Below are 21,396 nucleotides of genomic sequence, written 5' to 3'. Positions count from 1 at the left end.
CCGGGAAACGCTGAAGGGTGGTGGTACGGCCCCCAGGCCGTACCACCACCCTTCACGGACACCGGAGCATCACCAGGAGGACTTGGTCACTCCCGGGAGAAATCCGGAGTGCGCCTGTTCGCGCATCCGCACCCGCGACAGTCCGAACTTCCGCAGGTGACCGCGAGGACGGCCGTCCACACTGTCACGGTTACGCACCCGCGTGGCACTGGCGTCGCGCGGCTGGCGGCGCAACTCCGCGACTGCGGAAGCCCGTTCGGCCTCCGAGGTGCCAGGACGGCGAATGAGGCCCTTCAGCTCGGCACGCCGCGCGGAGTACCGCTCGACGATGGCCTTGCGCTTCTCGTTCTGTGCGATCTTGCTCTTCTTCGCCATCAGACCTTCCCCCCTCGGGAACGGATGCGGGCGACTGCTGCCTCGATGCCGATGACATCGATCGTCTTGATCGCCTTGGTGCTCAGCACGAGGCGCACGTGCCGTCCCTCGCTGGGCAGCCAGTAGCGCTTGCGCTGGATGTTCGGGTCGAACCGGCGGGACGTACGCCGGTGCGAATGGGAGATGTTGTTGCCGAAGCCCGGCTGAGCGCCGGTCAGTTGGCAGTGGGCGGACATGGAGTTACCTGCCTCTCATCGACATGGATCCGTATTGAAAATGGAAACCATTGCCATATAGTAGCGGCATGGCTCGCAACGAACTACGCCCGATCGTCAAGCTCCGCTCCACCGCGGGCACGGGCTACACCTACGTCACCCGCAAGAACCGCCGGAACAACCCCGACCGGCTGGTCCTGCGGAAGTTCGACCCGCTCGTCCGCCGTCACGTCGACTTCCGCGAAGAGCGCTGACCCCCTCCACTCCCCGTCCGGTACCCGACCCTCAGGACACCGCCATGCAGCCCGGAATCCACCCCGCTTACGGCCCCGTCGTCTTCCGCGACAAGGCCGCAGACTTCGCCTTCCTGACCCGTTCCACCCTGACCAGCGACCGGACCGTCGAATGGGAGGACGGCAACGTCTATCCGGTCGTCGATGTGGAGATCTCCTCCGCGAGCCACCCCTTCTACACCGGGACCGCCCGCGTCATGGACACCGCCGGACGCGTCGAACGCTTCGAGCGCCGCTACGGCCGTGGCCAGGACCGGCGATGAAGGACCAGCACATGCTTCCCGTCGTCATCGTGAACGGGCTGCACTCCGAAGCGCGCCACGAGGTGGTGGAGGGCCTGCTGAGTGAAGCCCCCCTCAGCGTCGCCCTGCACCATGACCTCTCGACGGCCGAGCAGGGCTACGTGCGCCGGACCGTGCGCGACGCCTCCGGCGTACTGTCCAGCGGCGACGCCCCGCTGCTGAACGACTGCGCCTGCTGCGCCCTGCGCGAGGACCTGGTGCCGGAGTTGGAGCGGCTGGCCGCCGACGGCGCGACCAGCATGGCCGTTGTCGAACTCTGGGACTCCGTCGAGCCGAAGGCGATGGCCGAGGTCATCGCAGCCGGCGGCCGGGGCCTGATCGAGGTGACCAGCGTGATCACCGCCGTGGACCCCGCGCTCGTACTGCCCTGCCTCGCCAACGGCGACGACCTCGCCGAGGCCGGCCTGGCCGCCGCCCCGACCGACGGGCGGACCGTCGGTGACACATGGGCCAGGCAGTTGGAGTACGCGTCGGTCGTCGCCGTGGTGGACGGCGACACGGCGGGTGACGAGGACAAGGCCCTGCTCCGCCAGTTGCACCCGACGGCACCGCAGGCCGCGTCCGGTTCACCGGAGCTGACAGAACTTGCCCTGGCGGGGTTCGACGTGGAGTCGGCCGGTGCCGGCCAGCATCCGGCCTGCGCCCTGCTGCCGCAGGAGGCCGAGGAGGCGGGTGTCAGCACGCTCGTATGGCGCCGGCGCCGCCCTTTCCACCCCGAGCGTCTGTACGACGCGCTGGAGGATGTGGCGTGCGCGGCCGCCCGCAGCCGGGGCAGGTTCTGGCTCGCCGACCGCCCTGACACCCTGCTGTCCTGGGACGCCGCGGGCGGGGCCCTCTGTGTCGAGAACAACGGCCCCTGGCTCGCGTCCCTGCCCGACGCCGCCTGGGACATGGTCTCGCCGATGCGGAGGGCGGCCGCGGCACTGGGCTGGCACTCCGAGCACGGCGACCGCTGCCAGCATCTGGTCTTCGTCTCCCCCGGCCTCGACCGGGACGGCCTGACCGCCCTGCTCGACTCCTGCCTCCTGACCGACGACGAGTACCGGGCCGGCCGCGCCGCGTGGAGGAACCTGCCGGCCGCGTTCGACGCTCTCCTCGACCCGGTGCACTGACCGACCCGCCCACCGCACACCCACACCGCGAGGTAATTCCGATGGCCCGCCGCCAGGACCCCCGTACTCCCGTGAAGCACCGGCCGAACCCGCTAGACCCGGCCGGGATCACCTACATCGATTACAAGGACACCGATCTGCTGCGTAAGTTCATCTCCGACCGGGGCAAGATCCGCAGCAGGAGGGTGACCCGCGTCAGCGCGCAGCAGCAACGGCAGGTCGCCGCCGCGATCAAGAACGCCCGCGAGATGGCCCTCCTGCCCTACTCCGGCTCCTTCAGGTGAACCTCGGCCCGGAGCAGCCGCCCCGCGTGACGCAACGTGACGGCGGGGAGCCGTCGGTGACCCGCCAGAGCATCGGCAGCGCACCGGAGGTGTCCGGGGCCGGAGAGGCTTACGCTGCCAGATATGCCGGAAATACTCGCCACCTTCCTCGACCGGCACCCGGCGCCCCCAGGCAGCGCAAACCGTGAAGGAGTCAGCGAGATGTCCACGACCACGGCGCACCACCCCCACCCCGAGCACGCTCATCAGCACGCCCCGGGATGTGGCCACGTGGCGATCCCGCACAACGACCACGTCGACTACGCGCACGACACCCATCTGCACCGCGCACACGAAGGCCATGTGGACGAGTGTGTGAACCCGGCGCACTCCGTGCACGAGGAGCACGACCACCAGCACGGCCCGGACTGCGGCCATGTCGCCGTTCCGCACGAGGACCACGTCGACTACGCCCACGACGGCCACCGGCACGCCTCGCACGGCGGCCACTGGGACGATCACTGACCACCGCCACAGGACTCGCCCCCTGCCCCGCGGCGGACGCGAACGGGGAGCAGGCGCCTGTGCGGCACAGCCGCACCGGCGCTGCCCGGTCGCGTCCGCGGGCGGGCAGCGAATGAAATTCGCCACGGGCGTCGCGTTCGGGGCCTCGCGGGAACAGCTGCACGATCCCCCCAGGGACCGAACACCACCCGAACATCATGTGCCGGTGCACGTTCGTCCAGGACCCTCCGCGCTCCTCCCGCTTTCCGGAGCGACCAATACGGTCCCCTCCGGACTACCGAACCCCCTTCAGACCGAACCGCTGTACGAATGCCATTGTTTTCGGCCGCGCGGCATATGCGACGTCACCCTCACACGGCCGTCCCGGCCCCTGAGAGTCGAACACGGTCTCATCCGCAGGCCACAGCCGGTCCGGGGCGTAATTCGCTCGTTTCTACGGTGACTTTCGGACTCTTCACAAAGGGTTAACTTCATAAGCCCTCCGGCCTGTTAGCGTCCCAAGGAAGGATGCAGTCCGGAAGGAGGCGAGAATGCCCGCAGCGGCAGTCCGGTTCGTGCTGACGCTCCTGATGAGTCTCCTATGCGCTTCGTTGTTCCCGCCGTCCGGCGCAGCCTTCCCTGACGCCCAGGCACGCACCCCGGAAATCCACGCGGCCGCCTTTCCAGGAGCGGCGCCGGAAGGAATGCACGGGGAATACGGCACCCGCGATCGCGGCGGCGAGTCGAAGGGCCTCCTGCGGCACCGTGACCGCCATCGTCCGACCGTCGTTCCCGCACCCGACGCGCCGTCACGTTCCCTGCTGACGACCGGCGATCGCGGACTGCTCGCTCCCGCTGTCGTGGCCGCGATGGGCAGAGCGCACCACGCCGCCAGATCCTCGGCGACGCACTCCGCGCCCATGCTCCAGGTGTTCCGCTGCTGAGCTGACCCGAGGCGCCCGGCAATCGTCCCCTGTCCCCGGCCCGGCCGGGCACACCGACACGGGGCCATGCTGCCGCGCCCTCCGTGCCGCTCAGTTCACGCACCCGTACCGACGCGCCGGTCCTCGGCGCGCCAGGAGGAACAACTGGTATGCAAGCTCTCGCCGACCACCACGCGCTTCACGCACTACAAGCAAGTGACAGCGCCGTGTGGGCACCCCCGCCCGGCGACGTGCGCTCCGCCCCCTTCCGCACGGGATGAGGGCCACCATGGACCGCGTCGCCAAATTCCCCCACCTGCGGCAGGACTTCGCCGCGTCACTCGTCGTCTTCCTCGTCGCCCTGCCCTTGTGCGTGGGTGTCGCCGTGGCATCCGGTGTCCCGGCCGAACTGGGCCTCATCACCGGCATCGTGGGCGGCCTCGTCACCGGGTGCATGCGCGGCAGCAGTCTCCAGGTGTCAGGACCGGCCGCCGGCCTGACCGTGCTGGTCTTCGAGGCCGTCCAGTCCTTCGGACTGCCCGCGCTCGGAGTGATCGTGATCACCGCCGGGCTGCTCCAGCTGGCCATGGGAGCGCTGAGGCTGGGCCGCTGGTTCCGGGCCATCTCGGCCTCCGTCGTCGAGGGCATGCTCGCGGGCATCGGGCTCGTCCTGATCGCCGGCCAGCTCTACGCAGCCGCCGGCATCGAGGCTCCGCTCACCGGACTGGACAAGCTCGCCGGCGTTCCGGGGCTCCTGGCCGAAGCAGCGTCCAGCGCGGCGGCTCTCACGTCGCTGGCGGTCGGAGTGGCGACCATCGTCCTGGTCGCCCTGTGGAACAGGATGCCGAAGCGGGTGCGGGCCGTTCCTGGCGCGCTCGCGGCCGTCCTGCTCGCCACGCTCGCCACACTCGCGTTCGACCTGCCGGTCGCCACCGTTCAGGTGCAGGGGCTGTTCGAGGCCGTCCAGGTACCAGCCCTCTCCGAGTTCGGTGGGCTCGCGACCATGAGTCTGCTCGGCACCGTGGCGGCCTTCACGCTGATCGCCTCCGCCGAGAGCCTGTTCAGCGCGGCCGCGGTGGACCGGCTGCACGACGGGCCACGCACCGAGTACGACAAGGAGCTGATGGCTCAGGGCGCCGGAAACACCGTGAGCGGGCTCCTGGGCGCGCTGCCGATGACCGCAGTCATCGTGCGCAGCTCGGCCAACGTCCAGGCAGGTGCGCGGACGAAGGCCTCCCGGGTGCTGCACGGGGTGTGGCTGCTGCTGTTCGCCGCGCTGCTGCCGTCCGCGCTCGGGCTCATCCCGCTGCCCGCCCTGGCAGGCATCCTCATCCATGCCGGCTGGAAGCTGATTCCGCTGCGCGCGCTGGTGACGCTGTGGCGTGAGCACCGAGGAGAGGCGCTGATCCTGATCGTCACAGCCGTGACGATCGTCGCGGTGAACATGTTCGAAGGTGTGCTGACGGGTCTGGCCCTCTCGGTGGCCAAGGCGGCCTGGGACGCCTCGCACATCAAGCTGGAGATCGTCGACAGCAACGCGGAGGGTGTCCGGGCCCGGCTGTCGGGCAACGCGACCTTCCTGCGGCTGCCGAAGATACTCGACAGCCTGGAGGCACTGCCCACGGACCGGCCGATCGCGCTGGACCTGTCCGGCCTGCACCATCTGGACCACGCCTGCCGCACGGCGCTGGAGAACTGGGCGGAGCGGCACAGTGCGTCCGGTACCGACCCGGTTCGGCTGACCCGGACGGAAGCGGTGACCACGGCTTCCTGACCCATGGAAACGACTCGCCGGGGTGCCTGCTCAGGCGTCCCGGCGAGTCGTTTACCGGCTCACCGTCCGTGGCGGTCAGCCGTTCGGCAGGATGACCGCACGGCCGTTGATCTTGCCGGCGTGGAGGCGCTCGTAGGCGAGGGGTGCCTCGTCGATGGAGTACGTCTCCACGTGCACGTCGACGGAGCCGGCGTGGGCGAGCTCGATGACTTCGGCGAGTTCCTTGCGCGAGCCCCAGTAGGGCGCGGTGACCGACGTGGAGAACGGCAGCACTCCGAAGCCGACCGGCAGCAGGCCGCCGCCGATGCCCACGATCGTGACGTCGCTGTCGATGGAGGCGACCGCTCCGGCCGTCTTCACCGTCGGCTCCACCCCGACGAAGTCGAAGACGACCTTGGCGCCGATGCCGCCGGTGAGTTCGCGGACCTTGGCGGCCGCGTTCTCGTCGGAGAGAACGGTCTCGTGCGCTCCCACGGCACGAGCCAGGGCGAGCTTCTCCTCGGTGACGTCCAGGGCGATGACACGGACCGCGGTCATGGCGCGCAGCAGCTGGATGGCGACGTGTCCGAGGCCACCGGTGCCGATGACCACCGCGGTGGCCCCGGGCAGCAGCTTCGGCAGGGAGCGCTTGATCGCGTGGTACGGGGTGAGGCCCGCGTCGGTCAGCGAGACCGTCTTGACGGGGTCCAGGTCGCCGATCGGCGTCAGGTGACGAGCGTCGTCGACGACCATGTACTCGGCCATGGCGCCCGGCCTGCCCAGTCCGGGCGGGTTGATGCCGAGGTCGGCCGCGCGCAGGCAGTAGTTCTCCCGGCCTTCCGCGCAGTTCACGCAGGTTCCGCAGCCCCAGGGGCCGTAGACGGCGACCGAGTCCCCTACGGAGACGCCTTCGGCGCCCTCGCCCAGGGCGGCGACGGTGCCGACGCCCTCGTGACCGAGCGTGAGCGGCAGCTCGTACGGGAACCCTTCGGCGGGCCAGCTCATCACCGCGATGTCCGAGTGACATACACCCGCGGCGCTGACCTTCAGCAGGATCTGACCGGGCCCCACGACGGGCTCAGGAATCTCGACGACCTCGGGCGCGGCGCCGATGGTGCGGTACTGGACGGCTTTCATGACACTCCTTCGTTTCTCCGTACTCCCTTTGTGACCCTCGTGGTGGCGTTGCGCCACTCGGGGATCAGGAGGCGGAATAACCGCCGTCGACCAGGTGGTAGCTGCCGTGGATGAAGGACGCGCGGTCGGAGAGCAGGAAGGCGGCGAGCTCGGCGACCTCCTCCGACGTACCGAGGCGGCCCGCGGGGTGGAGGGAGATCAGGTGGTCACGGGCGGGTCCGTCGGTGTTGCGGAGCAGCGGAGTGTCGATGAAGCCGGGGCCGACCGCGTTGACGCGGACGTTCTGTGCGGCGTACTCGAGAGCGGCGGTCTTGGTGAGACCGACGACTCCGTGCTTGGCGGCTACGTAGGCCGGCGAGTTCGCGAAGCCGTTGGTGCCGAGGATCGACGAGATGTTGACGATGGCGCCACCGCCCGCGGCGAGGATGGCCGGGAGCTCGTAGCGCATCGAGTAGAAGACGCCGCTGAGGTTGGTGGCGACGACCTTGTTCCAGTCCTCGATCCCGTACTCGCCGGTGGTCTGCGCGGGACCGCCGATGCCGGCGTTGTTGACGCCGAGGTGCAGTGCGCCGAACGTGTCGACGGCGAAGCGAACGCCGGCCTCCACGGAGGCGGGGTCGGTGACGTCGAGGGCGACGGCGGCGGCGCGGGCGCCGGTGCCCTTCAGCTCGTCGGCGGCCTTGCGGGCGCTCTCCTCGTCGTAGTCGGCGACGACGACTGCCGCGCCGCTCGCGGCGAGCCGCTTGGAGAGGGCGAGGCCAATGCCGGACGCGCCGCCGGTGACGAGGGCGACCTTGCCGGCGAATTCCGCCTCGTAGGAGGTGGGGAGGTTGGTGCTCATGCTGTGCTTCCTTGCGTGGTGCTGTGGGGCGCCGGCCCGTCCTGCCGGGATTCCAGCAGATGCGCGGAGAGGGCGTCGAAGGCATGTACGACGAACTCGGGCAAGGCGGCCGGACGGCCGCCTCGTACCCATGCCGCCTGGGCCGCGAGGAGCGCTCCGGCTCCTGCGGCGACGGCCACGGCGGGGCGGAGGTCCTGCCGCGGGTCGACACCGAGACGTTCCGCGATGATCCGCACCGACTCCTCCTGGGCGTCCACACGGATGTGGTGGTACGCCGCGTAGAGAGTCGGTTCCTCCTCGGCCATGACCAACAGGTCGAAGATGCGCGGCCGTAGGTGCCAGGGCTCGGCCTCGGGGTCGCCGAGCCAGTCGAGGACGGCCAGACGGTAGGCGGTGAGCGGTGGCTCGGTCACGGGGCGCTCGCGGAGCGCTCGGTTGATCCTGTCGCCGTCGCCTCGCACTGCGTCGAGGACGGCGGCCTCCTTGCTGGGGAAGTACCGGCTGAAGGTGCGCCGGTCAACGTCGGCCGCCTGCGCGATCTCCTCGACCGTCACGTTCTTCAGACCGCGATCGAGCACGAGGTCGAACGCGTGCTGTGCCAGCGTGTCCCGGGTCCTGCGCGCCTTGCGGCCGCGCCGGTCCGGGCCGTTCCCCTGCGGATTCATAATTGCATCGTACACCTTTAAATGTCGCAGTGGGACTTCTGTCTCATGGCGACATTTTTGGCGTCGCCCGCGGGATGGCCCGGTGGATCCCCGGCCACGCGCAGGACGCTGATGACGCACGGAAACGGCGCGCGCCCGGGACAGCCCGATGGCGCGAGCGGCGGGAGCGACACGCCCGGTACGCCTCGACCTCCCTCTCCCGGGGGAGGCGGATCACACCGGCGAGGGAGGCCTGACGCATCGTCGGCTGCCACGGTTGGTGCATGACTCACAGCACACGCGGCCCCTCACACCCGGACCTGACTGACGCTGCCCGCACCGCCGAGGCGGTGCGGGCAGGACACGGTCGCCGGAATGCTCCGGAAGCACTCACCGAGGGCCTTCGCGGCCGACACCCCTGCGAGGCCCACAGCGGGCGCGCCGTCCGTGGGGGCGTCCGGCCGCGGCATGAGCCGAAGCGCAGCAAGCGGGCGTGCGGGTTACGAACGGGGTTCGCTCGCCTCCGGCCCTTCCTTGCCGCCCCGGCTGAGCACGCCCGGCCACCAGGCGGTGGGCCCGATGTCCCGGACGAGGGCGGGTACCAGGAGCGAACGCACGACGAGGGTGTCGAGCAGGACTCCGAACGCCACGATGAACGCGATCTGCACCAGGAAGGCGAGCGGGATGACCCCCAGGGCCGCGAAGGTGGCCGCCAGCACGACACCTGCGGAGGTGATCACCCCGCCGGTGGTGGTCAGCCCGCGCAGCACGCCCTGCCGGGTGCCGTGGATCAAGGACTCCTCACGGACCCGGGACATCAGGAAGATGTTGTAGTCGACGCCGAGCGCGACCAGGAACACGAATCCGTACAGCGGCACGGAGGAGTCGGTGCCGCTGAAACCGAAGACGTGCTCGAAGACAAGCGACGCGATTCCGAGGGTGGCGAGGAAGTTGAGTGCCACCGTCGCGACGAGCAGCAGCGGCATCAACAGGGAGCGAAGCAGGCCGATCAGGATGACGAGGATGATGACCAGCACCACGGGCACGATGATGTTGCGGTCGTGCTCAGCGGTCTTCTGGGTGTCGTACTGCTGCGCGGTGTAGCCGCCGACGAGCGCCTCGGCACCGGGGACGGCGTGGACCGCGTCACGGAGCCGGGTGACGGTCGCCTTGGCGGCGTCGCTGTCGGCCGCGTCCGTCAGTGTGGCGTCGACACGTACCCGGCCGTCCACGACCAGCGGTTCCCCTTCCCCTGGGCGGCCGGACGTCGTCACCACGGCGGCACTCGCGACGCCCTGCACGTCCTCGGCAGCGGTGACGATCTTCTGCGAGCTGCCCGCGTCGGCGATCACGATGGCGGGGTTGCCCGATCCACCGGGGAAGTGCCGGCCCAGCGTCTCCTGAGCGGCGACGGACGGCGCGTCGTTGACGAAGATCTCCTTGAGAGGAACTCCCTTGGAGTTGAGTGTCGGCATGAAGGCGGCACAGGCGAGCAGACCGATCAGCGTGATGGCCCACACCTTGCGCGGGGAGCGGTCGACCAGTCCCGCGATCCGGGACCAGATGCCCTTCGAGCCGGCGTCGGGCTCGGCGTCACCCTTCTTCGGCTTGGCCGGCCAGTACGCGGTCCTGCCGAGCAGGACCAGAACGGCGGGGAGGAAGGTGAGGGCGCTGAGGACGGAGCACACGATGCCGATGGCGCCTACGGGCCCCAGCGCGCGGTTGTTCGTCAGATCGCTGAGCAGGAGCGCGAGCAACCCCAGGGCGACGGTCGCGGCGCTTGCCGTGATGGGCCCCGCAGACTCGCGGAGCGCGGCCCGCATCGCCGTCCACCGGTCGTCATGCCGGCCCAGTTCCTCCCGGAACCGGGCGGTGAGCAGCAGGGCGTAGTCGGTGGCCGCGCCGATGACCAGGATCGACAGAATGCCCTGGACCTGCCCGTCGACCCGCACGATGTCGTTGTCCGCCAGTACGTACACGATCGCGCAGGCGACCCCGAGGGCGAAGACCGCTCCGATGATGATGATCAGCGGCAGCAGAACGCTCCGGTACACCAGGAGCAGGATGACGAGCACGGTCACCAGGGCCACACCCAGGAGGAGCCCGTCGATACCGGCGAAGGCTTCGGACAGGTCGGCCTGGGAGGCCGCGGGACCGGCGAGCCCCACCACCGTTCCGGGGACGCTTTCCGCGGCACTGCGGATGTGTTCGATCGCGTCGGGGAGTTCCTCGCCGAGGTCCGGCCGCAACTGGACGACGCCTTCCAGCGCCTGGCGGTCCTTCGACGGCAGCGCGGGACTCACCCGACCGGTCACCCCCGGCCCGTCCTCCACCGAGGCGAGGGCGGCAGTCGCCGCCTTCTGCTGCGCTGCGTCGAGCTTCCCTCCGTCCTCCTCGGACGTCCAGACCACGATGGCGGGGACGGTCTGCTGCTTGCTGAACGCCTTCTGCGCTTCGACGACCTGGGTGGACTCCGCGCTCTGCGGCAGGAACGAGGCCTGGTCGTTGGTGGCTACTTCACCGAGCTTCCCGGCATACGACCCGAACGCGCCGCCGACGACGAGCCAGGCGAGGACAAGGAATACAGGGACAAGGAACAGCCGGCGAACCGGCTTCGATGCGGTGGACATGGCGCTCCTGGGTCGGCCGCGATCTCTCAATCATGATGTATCTCAATGATTGAGATTACATGCTCGCCACCACTCCCTTACCCCCGGCACGGCGATTCAGCGCCGGGGAACCTGCATTCGAGCGAGTTCACCGTTCATCCGTGCGAGGAAGCGGAGCGCCGCTTCCAGCTCGTGCGGCTCGGACGCGGACCGCGCACCTGCCGCCGCCTCGGCGAGGGGCATGAAGAAGGACCGGGCAGCCGCCTTCGCTCCGGACTCGTAGTAGAGATGCACGACACGCCGGTCGGAGCTTTCCCTGGCACGGCGGATGTGACCGGCACGCTCCAGCCGGTCCAGACACGCGGTGACCGCACCGGACGTGAGACCGAGGTGTTCGCGCAGCCTGCCGGGGGTCAGCGGTACGTCCGCGTCGAGGATGGCACCGAGCGCCTGTACGTCCGTGGCGTGAAGGCCCTGCGCATGCGCGAAGGCATGAACCAAGCGGTTGATCTCGCCGTTCATCCGGCGCATTTCGACAGCGAGGGCTTGCAACTCCGCCAGCCCTGTCGCGCCGGGGCCCGATCCTTCACGAGAGTCGTCCGCACTGTTCACCGCCCCATACTAGGGCGCGGGCATCCCACGCGGCCCCGCCTCCCGGGCAGCGCCACGGCCGCCCCACAGCCCATCCCGCCGCGATGCTTCTACAGTTCCGTAGAGATGATCGGACGCGTTCCTCGCCTCCGGAAGAAGGAGTGGAACGCCACGATGGTGCCAAAGAACGGCGGCCACGAGGGGTCACGCGACAGCCGGGCGGACATGCACGACGGTGAGGCGGGACCGCGTGCCCGCAAGGGCACCTTTACCGAGAGGACCGGCCGGGACTGAACCGCCACTCCTTCCCGGCCTCACTCGAACGGCCGAACCGCCAGAGCGTCACGAAGTCGCACTGAGGTTCTATCACCTCGCCACTCGGCGGGGTGGGCCTCGGCGAGTCAGGGGCCCTTCGGCAAGCGGAATGCCGGGCACGGGGACACGGTGGACGAGTGACATACGAGCCGGAGCGAGGGGTCATGGACAGCAAGGACGAAAGCGGCGGACTGCGGTGTCTGGTGACGGGCGCGACGGGATACATCGGGGGCCGCCTCGTACCCGAGCTGCTGGACGCCGGGCACCGGGTGCGCTGTCTGGCCCGTACCCCCGACAAACTGCGGGACTACCCGTGGGCGGGCGACGCCGAGATCGTCAAAGGTGACGTGACCGACGCGGAGTCGGTGCGGGCGGCGATGCGCGGCATCGAGGTGGCGTACTACCTGGTGCACGCCCTCACCAGCGGAGCGGGGTTCGAAAGGACCGATCGCGAGGCGGCCCGCATCTTCAGCGAACAGGCGAGAGCGGCGGGTATCCGGCGCATCGTCTACCTGGGCGGGCTCACTCCCCCCGATGTGCCCGAGCGCGATCTCTCCCCGCACCTGCGTTCGCGTGCCGAGGTGGGACGCATCCTGCTGGAGTCCGGGGTGCCGACCACCGCGCTGCGCGCCGCGGTGATCATCGGTTCGGGTTCGGCCTCGTTCGAGATGCTCCGCTATCTCACCGAGCGCCTCCCGGTCATGGTCACCCCCAGCTGGGTATCGACACGGATCCAGCCGATCGCGGTCCGGGACGTGCTGCGCTATCTCGTGGGCAGTGCCCACATGCCCCCGGAGGTGAACCGCGCCTTCGACCTCGGCGGGCCCGACGTGATGACGTACCGCGACATGATGCAGAAGTACGCGCAGGTGGCCAAGCTCCGCCACCGGCTGATCCTGCCGGTGCCCATGCTGTCGCCCGGCCTGTCGAGCCACTGGGTCGGGCTGGTCACCCCCGTCCCCGCGTCGATCGCCCGCCCCCTCGCGGAGTCCCTGCGCTACGAGGTCGTGTGCCACGAGCACGACATCGCCGAGCACGTCCCCGACGGACCCGGACAGCCCTTCTCCTTCGCCACCGCCCTCTCGCTCGCCCTGCAGCGGGTCCGCGAGGCCAGGGTGACGACCCGGTGGTCGTCCGCCTCCACCCCGGGGATTCCCAGCGATCCGCTGCCCACCGACCCCGACTGGGCGGGCGGGAGCCTCTACACGGACGTGCGGGAACTCGACGTCGACGCGTCGTCCGACGCCCTGTGGCGGGTCATCGAGGGGATCGGCGGTGACAACGGCTGGTATTCGTTCCCGTTGGCCTGGGCGGTCAGAGGCTGGCTGGACCGGCTGATCGGCGGGGTCGGTCTGCGCCGGGGAAGACGGGACGCCCAACGGCTGAGGGTCGGCGACTCGCTGGACTTCTGGCGGGTCGAGGAGATCGAACCGGGGCGGCTGCTCCGGCTCCGGGCGGAGATGCGACTGCCGGGCCTGGCCTGGCTGGAGATGTACGCCGAGCCGAGCAAGGACGGCCGCTCCCGTTACCGGCAGCGGGCGGTGTTCCATCCCTACGGGCTGCTCGGCCACGCGTACTGGTGGAGTGTGTCCCCCTTCCACGCGGTGGTCTTCGGCGGGATGGCCCGCAACATCGCGCGGGCCGCGACCAGGAGGACGGCGGGTGTCGCATCGTGAGTGTGGCGGTGGTCCTCTTCACAGGCGATCTGCGGCTGCACGACCATCCGCCCCTGCACGCGGCTCTCGCGTCGGCGGACGAGGTCGTTCCGCTGTTCGTCCTGGACGACGCGGTGGAGGCCGCCGGGTTCGGCGCGCCCAACCGGCGCGCCTTCCTCGCCGACTGCCTCCGGGACCTGGACTCGGGTCTTCGTGCGCGCGGCGGGCGTCTGGTCGTCCGGGAGGGTGACGTCGTCGACGAGGTGGGCCGGATCGTGAGGGAGACCGGCGCGGACGCGGTCCACATGGCGGCCGATGTCAGCGCTTTCGCGCACCGCCGTGAGGAACGGCTGCGCGAGGCGCTCACGTCCATGGGCTGCCGTCTGCGGGTGCACGACGCGGTGGTCACAGCGGTGGCCCCCGGTGTGGTGGTGCCCGCGGGTGCGGGCAGGGACCACTTCTCCGTCTTCACCCCGTACTTCCGGCGCTGGTCCGGCGAAGGTATCCGCTCGCCGTTCGGCGCACCTCGGGCCGTGCGGGTACCGGAGGGGCCGGGGTCGGCGGCCGTGCCCTCGCGGTCCGGGATCCGGGGGTGCTCCCCCGGGCTGGCCGAGGGCGGGGAGACCGAGGGGCGCGGACTGTTCGCCGCATGGCTCCGCCAGGGGCTCTCGGCCTACGAGGACCGCCATGACGATCTCGCGGGCGACGGGACCTCGCGGCTGTCGCCGCACATCCACTTCGGCACCCTGTCCCCCGCCGAGCTGGTCGGCCGGGCGCGCGCCACGGGCGGTCCGGGCGCCGAGGCCTTCGTCCGGCAGCTGTGCTGGCGCGACTTCCACCACCAGGTCCTGGCCGCACGTCCGTCGGCCTCCCGTACCGACTACCGCCCGCGGCAGGACAGCTGGCGCACCGGACGGGCGGCGTCGGACGACACAGCCGCGTGGAAAGAGGGCCGCACGGGGTATCCGATGGTCGACGCGGCCATGCGCCAACTGCTCCACGAAGGCTGGATGCACAACAGGGGCCGGCTGCTGACGGCGAGTTTCCTCACCAAGACGCTCTACGTGGACTGGCGCACCGGCGCCCGCCACTTCCTCGAGCTGCTGGTCGACGGGGACATCGCCAACAATCAGCTCAACTGGCAGTGGGTGGCCGGGACGGGCACGGACACCCGGCCCAACCGGGTGCTGAATCCGGTGACCCAGGCCAAGCGGTTCGACCCGGAAGGGGCTTATGTGCGCCGCTGGGTGCCCGAGCTGACGGGGATCCCCGGGTCCGCCGTACACGAACCGTGGAAGCTGCCGGAGGCCGAGCGCTCCCTCTACGACTACCCGGAGCCCCTCGTCGGTCTTCCCGAAGCCCTGGCGCGCTTCAAGAACGCGCGCGGACTCGACTGAGGCGCGCTCGGCCGAGCGCGCCGTCCGTCAGCACCGGGCTCGTGGCCCTGGGCTCAGACCTTGCGCCAGCGCGCGTTGGCCCAGGAGAAGAGACCGAACGCGGCGAGGCCGAGCGCGATCAGCACGAGCAGCCACGGTCCCGCGGGGGTCTCGGTGAAGGAGCGCAGGGTGTCGTCCATGCCCTTGGCGCGGCCCGGTTCGTGCTGGACGGCGGCCGCGACGGCGAAGCCGCCGGCTGTGGCGAAGACCGCACCGCGGACCGTGCCGCCGAAGACGCCTGTCACGTCGACGGCCTGACGGGTCTTCTTGCTCATCTCCGCCATCTTCAGGTGCTTGTGGTATTTGCGCGTGACCGCCCGGAAAGCCATCCAGAGACCCGCGCAGATCACGGCGACGCCGACGACTCCGACGATCCACTGGCCGCCCGTCCACTGGAGGGCCCGTGCCGTCACGTCATCGGTCTGCTGGTCGCTGGATCCGCTTCCGCTGCTCCGGTCGCCCGCGGCGTAGGAGAGCACGGAGTACGAAACGAAGGTGTAGAAGAGGAAGCGGGCCGCGGCCATCGCCCGCTTCTTCGCCTTGTGCCCGTCGGGTCCCACCTGCCCGAAGAAGGCCTCGGAGAGCCTCCAGAGGGCCATCCCCGCCAGAGCCACACCCAGCACCCACAGCAGCAGGTTGCCGAAGGGCTTCTCGGCTATCTCCGCGATGGCGCCACCGCGGTCGGCCTGCTTCCCGCCCCCGTCGGAGAAGGCGATTCGCAGGGACAGCAGACCGACCAGGAGGTAGATCACACCACGGGCCACGAACCCGGCGCGGGCTCCGGCGTCCATGGCGCGGCTGTTGGCCGCCCGTCTGGCCTGGCCCCGTGCGTTCATCGACAGCGCGTTCGTATTCATGCACTGCCGGATGCCCCTGAAACGGCGATCAATGCGCGAGCGTCAGGCGCTGTCGTCCGCAGGTTCTCCCGCGCCCGCGTCCTCACCCTCGCCCTGCCCCTTGGCGCGGCGGCCGACGACGGCCGCCGCGGCGAGCGCGCTGCCCGCGAACGCGAGGGCGACGACCCACGGCCGGTCCAGGGCGTGCCCGGTGGCGTGGTCCAGGGAGTAGCGTCCCGCGCCCGTCAGCCCGATCGCAGCAGCGGTGAAGCCGAGGAACGCCGGGTATTCGTAACCGCCGCCGGTCGCGAAGAAACCCGCGGGCGCGTGCACGGCGACGGCTCCCGCCATCGTGCCGGCCGCCGCGGCACCGGCCGCCGGGGTGGCGAGGCCGAGGGCAAGGAGAACCCCGCCCCCCGCCTCACCGATTCCCGCGGCCATGGCGCTGTGCTTCGGCGGATGGAAGCCCATGGCCTCCATGGCGGCGGTGGTCCCCTCGATGCCGCCACCACCGAACCATCCGGCCAGCTTCTGACTGCCGTGGGCCGCCAGGACCGCTCCCGTGCCGACCCTGAGTACGAGGAGGCCGAGGTCACGTCGGTTGATGCAGGTCATGGGTGACTCCTGTCGACAGGGAGGGGGCGCGAGGAAGCCGTACGGATCCACTGTCGTCCTGGCGTGGTGGCGGGACGGGATGCTGCTAGGCCATTCGTGGTGCCGCGTCGCGTGAGCCCGGGCCCGGGCCTGCGGGAGGGTCCGAGACGCCGGCAGGGGCGGCAGCCACGCCGCTGGACGCGCGGGCGAGGACGCAGCACGATCGGCGACCGCGAGCCGCGCCGGCGGCGCAACGTACGTCAGCAAGTGCGACGTACGCCATTGTGCAACTAGTTGCACAAACTCTTCCCGATGCTCTAGAACTGGCTCGACGACACCTGCGAGGAGACCCGGATGAGCCCCTACCCCACCCTGCTGAGCCCGCTGGACCTCGGGTTCACCACGCTCCCGAACCGGGTGCTGATGGGCTCGATGCACATCGGTCTGGAGGAGGTCGAGCGCGGATTCGAGCGGATGGCGGCCTTCTACGCCGCCCGTGCGCGCGGCGGCGTGGGCCTCATGGTCACCGGCGGTATCGCACCCAGCGAGCGGGCGTGCTCGTTTCCCGGCGGCGCCAAGATGACCACGGAGGCGGAGGCGGAACAGCACGCGGAGGTCACCGCCGCCGTGCACGCGGCTGGTGGCCGGATCGCGATGCAGATCCTGCACTTCGGGCGCTACGCCCATCACCCGGATCTGGTGGCACCGAGCGCCCTCAAGGCCCCGATCAGCGGTTTCACCCCCCACGCTCTGACGGACGACGAGGTCGAGGAGACCATCGAGGACTTCGTCCGGGCGGCGGAACTCGCCAGGCGCGCGGGCTACGACGGCGTCGAGATCATGGGCTCCGAGGGCTATCTGATCAACGAGTTCATCGTCGCCGCGACCAACCACCGCGAGGACCGCTGGGGCGGTTCGTACGAGAACCGCATCCGCTTCCCCGTGGAGATCGTGCGCCGGGTTCGCGAGCGAATCGGGCCCGACTTCATCCTGATCTACCGCCTGTCCATGCTGGACCTGGTGCCGGGCGGTTCCACGCTGGAGGAGGTCGTCCACCTCGCCCGGGAGATCGAGGCGGCGGGGGCAACCATCATCAACACCGGTATCGGCTGGCACGAGGCCCGTATCCCGACCATCGCCACCTCCGTTCCGCGCGGGGCCTTCACCTGGGTCACGGAGAAGGTCCGGGGCGCGGTCTCCGTGCCGCTCGTGACCAGCAACCGCATCAACACCCCCGAGCTGGCCGAGGAGATCCTCGCCTCGGGCCGCGCGGACATGGTGTCGATGGCGAGGCCTTTCCTCGCCGACCCTGATTTCGTCGCCAAGGCGGCCGAGGGCAGGGCCGACGCGATCAACACCTGCATCGGCTGCAACCAGGCCTGCCTGGACCACATCTTCAGCCTGCAGATCACCTCGTGCCTGGTGAATCCCCGCGCCTGCCACGAGACCGAACTGGTGCTGTCACCGACCCGCACGCGCAAGCGCGTCGCCGTCGTCGGAGCCGGCCCCGCCGGACTGGCCTGCGCGGTCACCGCATCCGAGCGCGGACACGCGGTGACGCTGTTCGACGCGGCCGACGGGATAGGCGGCCAGCTCAACGTCGCACGCCGCGTCCCCGGCAAGGAGGAGTTCGCCGAGACACTGCGCTACTTCCGTACGCGCATCGCCGAGGAGGGCATCGAACTCCGGCTCGGCACCCCGGCGACGGCCTCCTCACTCGAAGGCTTCGACGAGGTCGTCCTGGCCACCGGCGTCGAACCGCGCTCCCCCGCGATCCCCGGCGTCGGCCATCCCAGCGTGGTCAGCTACCTGGACGTCCTGCGCGACGGCGTGCCGGTCGGCGACCGCGTGGCGGTCGTCGGCGCGGGCGGAATCGGCTTCGACGTCGCCGAGTTCCTGACCGACGGAGGTGAGGAGGCGAGCCTGGACCCGGAGGTCTTCTTCCGGCAGTGGGGCGTGGACACCGGTTACGCGGACCGTGGCGGGCTGCGGACCCCGGAGCGACCGAAGCCGCCGCGCACCGTCCACCTCGTCCAGCGCAAGGCGACCAAGGTCGGGGCCGGACTCGGAAAGACCACCGGCTGGATCCACCGGACCGAGCTGCGTCACCGAGGCGTGACGATGATCGCGGGCGCCACCTACGACCGGATCGACGACGAGGGCCTGCACCTCACCGTCGACGGCGAGCAGCACCTGCTGCCGGTCGACACGGTGGTGCTGTGCGCGGGTCAGGAACCGCGGCGTGAGCTGTACGAGGAGCTGCGCGCGGCGGGCCGTCCCGTACACCTGATCGGCGGCGCCGACGTGGCCGCGGAGCTGGACGCCAAGCGCGCGATCCGTCAGGGAACGGAACTCGCCGCGGAGCTGTGACCTGCCCGGACCCACCGCCCTAGGATGCACCGCATGTCCCTGCCCCACGCGATCCTCACCGCCCTGCTCGAGAAGCCGTCCTCGGGTCTCGAACTGACGCGCAGGTTCGACCGGTCGATCGGTTACTTCTGGCCCTCCACGCATCAGCAGATCTACAGGGAGCTGGGCAAGCTGGAACACGCCGGGCACATCCGGGTCCTGCCCTCGGCGGTGCCGGCCCGAGGGCAGAAGAAGGAGTACGAGGTGCTGCCCGCGGGCCGCGAGGAGCTGAGGTCCTGGGTCTCGCTCGCGGAGGACCCCCGACCGGTCCGCGACCCGCTGTTGCTCCGGATGCGGGCGGCGGCGGTGGTCGGGGCACCAGGACTCGCGGTGGAGCTGCGCAGGCATCTCGCGCTGCACCAGGAGCAGCTCGCGGAGTATCTGGAGATCGAGGAGCGGGACTTCCCTCCGGAGCGGACCGCGGACGAGGACCGGCTGCGTCATCTGGTGCTGCGTGGCGGCATCGACCTGGAGACGTTCTGGACCGGCTGGCTGACCAGGGCGATCCGCGACCTCGAGGGTGCGGCCGGATGACACCCCGCATGCCCGACTGCCGGACGGCCCGTGACCTGCCTGCGCCACTCCCGCGTGGCGTACGGTTCCCGCCCGGCCTGCCCGGCACGTGGACCGGCTTTCCGGCCCGGGCCCCGTCCCTAGCCCGGGCCGCCAGGCGTGCCGACCGGTTCCGGCCACAGGGCGACCGGTTCGGATCCGCGCGGTGCGGTGAGGGACGTGGCGGTGGGGAAGGCCGGAGCGGCGATGACGACTCGCGTCGACGGGCCGGTCCCCCCGTCCGAGTCCGGGACGGCGCCCGGATCACCGCCGGAACCCCTGGCGCGGGCACCGCTGAGGCCGGCGCCGACGGTGTACGCATCTGCCGCGTCCGGACCCGCCGGGCCCGTCGCCGCAGCGCCCTCAGGCGTACCGTCCGCGTGTGAGCGGCTGAGCAGGAACACGCCCCGCACCGCGGCGGCGGCGCCGGCGAGCGCGGGGATCAGTCCGAGCGGCCCGCCCTGGAGGCGTTCGCCGAGCAGGACCAGGCCGATGGCAGCGGCGGCCACGGGGTTGGCGAGGGTGACCACGGCGAGTGGAGCGCCGAGTCCGCCCCGGTAGGCGGTCTGGGAGAGCAGCAGGCCGCCCAGCGCGAAGAAGGAGACGAGCAGCGCCACGGTGACCAGTCGCCAGCTGAGCAACGGCCCCGAGTGATCGGTGGCGGCGACGGTCAGTGTCTGGGTGAGGGCGGAGGCCACGCCGGAGGTGATGCCCGAGGCCGCGGCGTGCCGCAGGCCGGGCCGGGTGCCCGGGCGGCTGAGGGCGGCGACGAACACCATGGTCACGGCGCCGACACCCGCCGCCTCCGGGAGAGTGAGCGTGTCGTGCGGCGCGGCGCCGCCGGCCGCCAGGAGCAGCGCGGCGAGGCCGAGCAGGGTCAGCAGCGTTCCGCGCCATTCCGTACGGCTGACCTTGCGGCCGGCGGAGCGGGCTCCGAGGGGGACGGCGGCGACGAGGGTCAGCGCGCCGAGCGGCTGGACCAGGGTGAGCGGCCCGTACTTCAGCGCGGCGACGTGCAGCAGTGCCCCTGCCGCGTTCAGGCCGACCGCCGACCACCAGGCTCCGCGGCCCATGAGCCGCAGCGCCCCGGCGGAGGGCTCGGTGCGGCCGGCGAGCCTGGCCTGTGCCACGGCGGCGGAGGCGTAGGCGCCGGCGGACACGAGGGAGAGGGCGACGGCTACGAGTGTGGCGTTCATCGGCGCACTCCCGCGCGTGCGTACGCGGGCGAGGCGTAGCCCTGGGCCGGGACGGCGGACGGCCACGGAAGAGGGGGAAGGACCGGTGTGCGGGGGAGCCTGAGCGCCGCGTAGGCGACGGCGAGCAGGGCGGAGACCACGATCGAGTCGAGCCAGTAGTGGTTGGCGGTGCCCACTATGACGAACAACGTGAGCAGCGGGTGCAGCAGCCACAGCATGCTCCACCGGGAGCGGGTGGCCACGATCAGGCCGACGGCGACCACGAGGGCCCAGCCGAAGTGCAGGGAGGGCATGGCGGCGAACTGGTTGGACATCGGGTCGGTCGCCGGGCTGTCCGCGTAGACCGTCGGGCCGTAGACCTGGCCGGTGTCGACCAGGCCCGCGGCGTGCAGCATGCGCGGCGGCGCGAGGGGGAAGAGCAGGTGCAGGGCGAGCGCCGCGCCGGTGATCGCCGTCAGGATGCGGCGCGACCAGACGTAGTGGAGCGGCCTGCGCCAGTAGAGCCAGACCAGGAAGGCCAGCGTGGCCGGGAAGTGCACGGTCGCGTAGTAGGTGTTCGCCGCCTGCACGAGGGTGTGGCTGTGCAGCAGGACGCCTTGCACGGCCCCTTCACCCGGGAGCCCCGCGGCCCGTTCGAAGCTCCATATGTGTCCGGCGTTGTGGAAGGCCTCATCGACGTGGCCGGTCGCGACCTGTCGGCCGAGTTTGTAGACGAGGAAGAGTCCGGCTACCAGTAGCAGCTCGCGGACGAGGGGCGGTCGGGCTGAGGTGTCCGGCTCCCGCTCCGCAGGCTCACTGCGGGTGTGCATCACCCGTGCCCCTTTGCTGACGGTGCGCTCTT

Annotated in this window: 22 protein-coding genes; 11 read left to right on the top strand and 11 right to left on the bottom strand. The window is 70.7% G+C overall.

Features of this window, described 5'->3' with window-relative positions:
* Window positions 1-69 precede the first annotated feature (69 nt).
* Both rpsN and rpmB read right to left on the bottom strand, forming a co-directional pair.
* A complete protein-coding gene (gene rpsN / locus ABZY45_RS26470) occupies window positions 70-375 on the bottom strand; it encodes a 30S ribosomal protein S14 (protein WP_356743646.1) in 306 nt (101 codons plus the stop codon).
* Window positions 375-611: a 50S ribosomal protein L28 gene (gene rpmB, locus ABZY45_RS26465; RefSeq protein WP_356743644.1), complete on the bottom strand. Its 237-nt coding sequence runs from the start codon at window positions 609-611 to the stop codon at window positions 375-377. Before rpmB ends, rpsN begins: the two co-directional genes overlap by 1 nt.
* A gap of 68 nt (window positions 612-679) precedes the next feature.
* Here rpmB and rpmG point away from each other — a divergent pair, with 68 nt between their 5' ends.
* The 7 genes from rpmG to ABZY45_RS26430 all read left to right on the top strand — a co-directional run bounded on the left by rpmG (window position 680) and on the right by ABZY45_RS26430 (window position 5,761).
* Window positions 680-844 (top strand): 50S ribosomal protein L33, encoded by a 165-nt coding sequence (gene rpmG / locus ABZY45_RS26460; protein ID WP_356743642.1) that lies wholly within the window; start codon window positions 680-682, stop codon window positions 842-844.
* A 44-nt stretch (window positions 845-888) separates the two neighbouring features.
* On the top strand, window positions 889-1,146 hold the full coding sequence (locus ABZY45_RS26455) for a type B 50S ribosomal protein L31 (protein ID WP_356743640.1): 258 nt from the start codon (window positions 889-891) through the stop codon (window positions 1,144-1,146).
* Window positions 1,143-2,297: a GTP-binding protein gene (locus ABZY45_RS26450; protein ID WP_356743638.1), complete on the top strand. Its 1,155-nt coding sequence runs from the start codon at window positions 1,143-1,145 to the stop codon at window positions 2,295-2,297. The genes ABZY45_RS26455 and ABZY45_RS26450 overlap by 4 nt, the downstream gene beginning before the upstream one ends.
* Window positions 2,298-2,338: 41 nt before the next feature.
* Window positions 2,339-2,581, top strand: coding sequence for a 30S ribosomal protein S18 (rpsR, locus tag ABZY45_RS26445; protein ID WP_356743636.1), 243 nt, complete (start codon window positions 2,339-2,341; stop codon window positions 2,579-2,581).
* Between the two features lie 201 nt (window positions 2,582-2,782).
* Window positions 2,783-3,085 (top strand): hypothetical protein, encoded by a 303-nt coding sequence (locus ABZY45_RS26440; protein WP_356743635.1) that lies wholly within the window; start codon window positions 2,783-2,785, stop codon window positions 3,083-3,085.
* A gap of 683 nt (window positions 3,086-3,768) precedes the next feature.
* Complete coding sequence (locus tag ABZY45_RS26435) at window positions 3,769-4,008, top strand: hypothetical protein (protein ID WP_356743633.1); 240 nt, start codon at window positions 3,769-3,771, stop codon at window positions 4,006-4,008.
* 268 nt (window positions 4,009-4,276) lie between these two features.
* On the top strand, window positions 4,277-5,761 hold the full coding sequence (locus tag ABZY45_RS26430) for a SulP family inorganic anion transporter (RefSeq protein ID WP_356743632.1): 1,485 nt from the start codon (window positions 4,277-4,279) through the stop codon (window positions 5,759-5,761).
* A gap of 75 nt (window positions 5,762-5,836) precedes the next feature.
* Here ABZY45_RS26430 and ABZY45_RS26425 read toward each other — a convergent pair whose 3' ends face one another.
* The 5 genes from ABZY45_RS26425 to ABZY45_RS26405 form a co-directional block, all read right to left on the bottom strand.
* Entirely contained in the window at window positions 5,837-6,877 is a 1,041-nt protein-coding gene (locus ABZY45_RS26425; RefSeq protein WP_356743630.1) for an NAD(P)-dependent alcohol dehydrogenase, read from the bottom strand.
* A gap of 64 nt (window positions 6,878-6,941) precedes the next feature.
* Entirely contained in the window at window positions 6,942-7,718 is a 777-nt protein-coding gene (locus tag ABZY45_RS26420) for an SDR family NAD(P)-dependent oxidoreductase (RefSeq protein WP_356743628.1), read from the bottom strand.
* Window positions 7,715-8,383 carry a TetR family transcriptional regulator gene (locus tag ABZY45_RS26415; RefSeq protein WP_356743627.1) on the bottom strand — a complete coding sequence of 223 codons (669 nt, stop codon included), beginning with the start codon at window positions 8,381-8,383 and terminating at the stop codon, window positions 7,715-7,717. Before ABZY45_RS26415 ends, ABZY45_RS26420 begins: the two co-directional genes overlap by 4 nt.
* A 479-nt stretch (window positions 8,384-8,862) precedes the next feature.
* Window positions 8,863-10,992 (bottom strand): MMPL family transporter, encoded by a 2,130-nt coding sequence (locus tag ABZY45_RS26410; protein ID WP_356743626.1) that lies wholly within the window; start codon window positions 10,990-10,992, stop codon window positions 8,863-8,865.
* A 96-nt stretch (window positions 10,993-11,088) separates the two neighbouring features.
* Window positions 11,089-11,583, bottom strand: a complete 495-nt coding sequence (locus tag ABZY45_RS26405) for a helix-turn-helix domain-containing protein (protein ID WP_356743624.1) — start codon at window positions 11,581-11,583, stop codon at window positions 11,089-11,091.
* 458 nt (window positions 11,584-12,041) lie between these two features.
* Here ABZY45_RS26405 and ABZY45_RS26400 point away from each other — a divergent pair, with 458 nt between their 5' ends.
* Entirely contained in the window at window positions 12,042-13,553 is a 1,512-nt protein-coding gene (locus tag ABZY45_RS26400; RefSeq protein WP_356743811.1) for an SDR family oxidoreductase, read from the top strand.
* On the top strand, window positions 13,550-14,929 hold the full coding sequence (locus ABZY45_RS26395; protein WP_356743623.1) for a deoxyribodipyrimidine photo-lyase: 1,380 nt from the start codon (window positions 13,550-13,552) through the stop codon (window positions 14,927-14,929). The genes ABZY45_RS26400 and ABZY45_RS26395 overlap by 4 nt, the downstream gene beginning before the upstream one ends.
* Before the next feature lie 53 nt (window positions 14,930-14,982).
* Here the strand turns inward: ABZY45_RS26395 and ABZY45_RS26390 are convergent, their stop codons facing one another.
* Entirely contained in the window at window positions 14,983-15,825 is an 843-nt protein-coding gene (locus ABZY45_RS26390; protein WP_356743622.1) for a DUF1206 domain-containing protein, read from the bottom strand.
* 42 nt (window positions 15,826-15,867) lie between these two features.
* Window positions 15,868-16,419, bottom strand: coding sequence for a DoxX family membrane protein (locus tag ABZY45_RS26385; RefSeq protein ID WP_356743621.1), 552 nt, complete (start codon window positions 16,417-16,419; stop codon window positions 15,868-15,870).
* 333 nt (window positions 16,420-16,752) lie between these two features.
* Here ABZY45_RS26385 and ABZY45_RS26380 point away from each other — a divergent pair, with 333 nt between their 5' ends.
* Both ABZY45_RS26380 and ABZY45_RS26375 read left to right on the top strand, forming a co-directional pair.
* On the top strand, window positions 16,753-18,768 hold the full coding sequence (locus ABZY45_RS26380; protein WP_356743619.1) for an NADPH-dependent 2,4-dienoyl-CoA reductase: 2,016 nt from the start codon (window positions 16,753-16,755) through the stop codon (window positions 18,766-18,768).
* Window positions 18,769-18,801: 33 nt separating this feature from the next.
* Entirely contained in the window at window positions 18,802-19,341 is a 540-nt protein-coding gene (locus ABZY45_RS26375) for a PadR family transcriptional regulator (protein ID WP_356743618.1), read from the top strand.
* Window positions 19,342-19,460: 119 nt separating this feature from the next.
* On the opposite strand, the gene ABZY45_RS26370 is transcribed toward ABZY45_RS26375, so the two are convergent.
* Window positions 19,461-20,555 (bottom strand): hypothetical protein, encoded by a 1,095-nt coding sequence (locus tag ABZY45_RS26370; RefSeq protein ID WP_356743617.1) that lies wholly within the window; start codon window positions 20,553-20,555, stop codon window positions 19,461-19,463.
* The gene (locus ABZY45_RS26365) at window positions 20,552-21,367 is read right to left on the bottom strand and encodes a phosphatase PAP2 family protein (protein ID WP_356743616.1); all 816 of its coding nucleotides are present in this window, start codon (window positions 21,365-21,367) and stop codon (window positions 20,552-20,554) included. The genes ABZY45_RS26370 and ABZY45_RS26365 overlap by 4 nt, the downstream gene beginning before the upstream one ends.
* Window positions 21,368-21,396 lie beyond the last annotated feature (29 nt).

Origin of the sequence: Streptomyces sp. NPDC006516, assembly GCF_040611875.1 — a bacterium.
In the GTDB taxonomy this organism is placed as follows: Bacteria; Actinomycetota; Actinomycetes; order Streptomycetales; family Streptomycetaceae; genus Streptomyces.
Note: the sequence above shows the minus strand (reverse complement) of the source record. Positions and strands in the feature narration are given on the sequence as shown.

Coding starts and splice junctions, on each gene's coding strand:
- rpmB (WP_356743644.1), bottom strand. CDS start 611: ATGTCCGCCCACTGCCAACTGACCGGCGCTCAGCCGGGCTTCGGCAAC.
- rpsR (WP_356743636.1), top strand. CDS start 2,339: ATGGCCCGCCGCCAGGACCCCCGTACTCCCGTGAAGCACCGGCCGAAC.
- ABZY45_RS26410 (WP_356743626.1), bottom strand. CDS start 10,992: ATGTCCACCGCATCGAAGCCGGTTCGCCGGCTGTTCCTTGTCCCTGTA.
- ABZY45_RS26385 (WP_356743621.1), bottom strand. CDS start 16,419: ATGACCTGCATCAACCGACGTGACCTCGGCCTCCTCGTACTCAGGGTC.
- ABZY45_RS26380 (WP_356743619.1), top strand. CDS start 16,753: ATGAGCCCCTACCCCACCCTGCTGAGCCCGCTGGACCTCGGGTTCACC.
- ABZY45_RS26420 (WP_356743628.1), bottom strand. CDS start 7,718: ATGAGCACCAACCTCCCCACCTCCTACGAGGCGGAATTCGCCGGCAAG.
- ABZY45_RS26450 (WP_356743638.1), top strand. CDS start 1,143: ATGAAGGACCAGCACATGCTTCCCGTCGTCATCGTGAACGGGCTGCAC.
- ABZY45_RS26415 (WP_356743627.1), bottom strand. CDS start 8,383: ATGAATCCGCAGGGGAACGGCCCGGACCGGCGCGGCCGCAAGGCGCGC.
- ABZY45_RS26390 (WP_356743622.1), bottom strand. CDS start 15,825: ATGAATACGAACGCGCTGTCGATGAACGCACGGGGCCAGGCCAGACGG.
- ABZY45_RS26440 (WP_356743635.1), top strand. CDS start 2,783: ATGTCCACGACCACGGCGCACCACCCCCACCCCGAGCACGCTCATCAG.
- ABZY45_RS26435 (WP_356743633.1), top strand. CDS start 3,769: ATGCACGGGGAATACGGCACCCGCGATCGCGGCGGCGAGTCGAAGGGC.
- ABZY45_RS26430 (WP_356743632.1), top strand. CDS start 4,277: ATGGACCGCGTCGCCAAATTCCCCCACCTGCGGCAGGACTTCGCCGCG.
- ABZY45_RS26425 (WP_356743630.1), bottom strand. CDS start 6,877: ATGAAAGCCGTCCAGTACCGCACCATCGGCGCCGCGCCCGAGGTCGTC.
- ABZY45_RS26400 (WP_356743811.1), top strand. CDS start 12,042: ATGGACAGCAAGGACGAAAGCGGCGGACTGCGGTGTCTGGTGACGGGC.
- rpsN (WP_356743646.1), bottom strand. CDS start 375: ATGGCGAAGAAGAGCAAGATCGCACAGAACGAGAAGCGCAAGGCCATC.
- ABZY45_RS26455 (WP_356743640.1), top strand. CDS start 889: ATGCAGCCCGGAATCCACCCCGCTTACGGCCCCGTCGTCTTCCGCGAC.
- ABZY45_RS26370 (WP_356743617.1), bottom strand. CDS start 20,555: ATGAACGCCACACTCGTAGCCGTCGCCCTCTCCCTCGTGTCCGCCGGC.
- ABZY45_RS26375 (WP_356743618.1), top strand. CDS start 18,802: ATGTCCCTGCCCCACGCGATCCTCACCGCCCTGCTCGAGAAGCCGTCC.
- rpmG (WP_356743642.1), top strand. CDS start 680: ATGGCTCGCAACGAACTACGCCCGATCGTCAAGCTCCGCTCCACCGCG.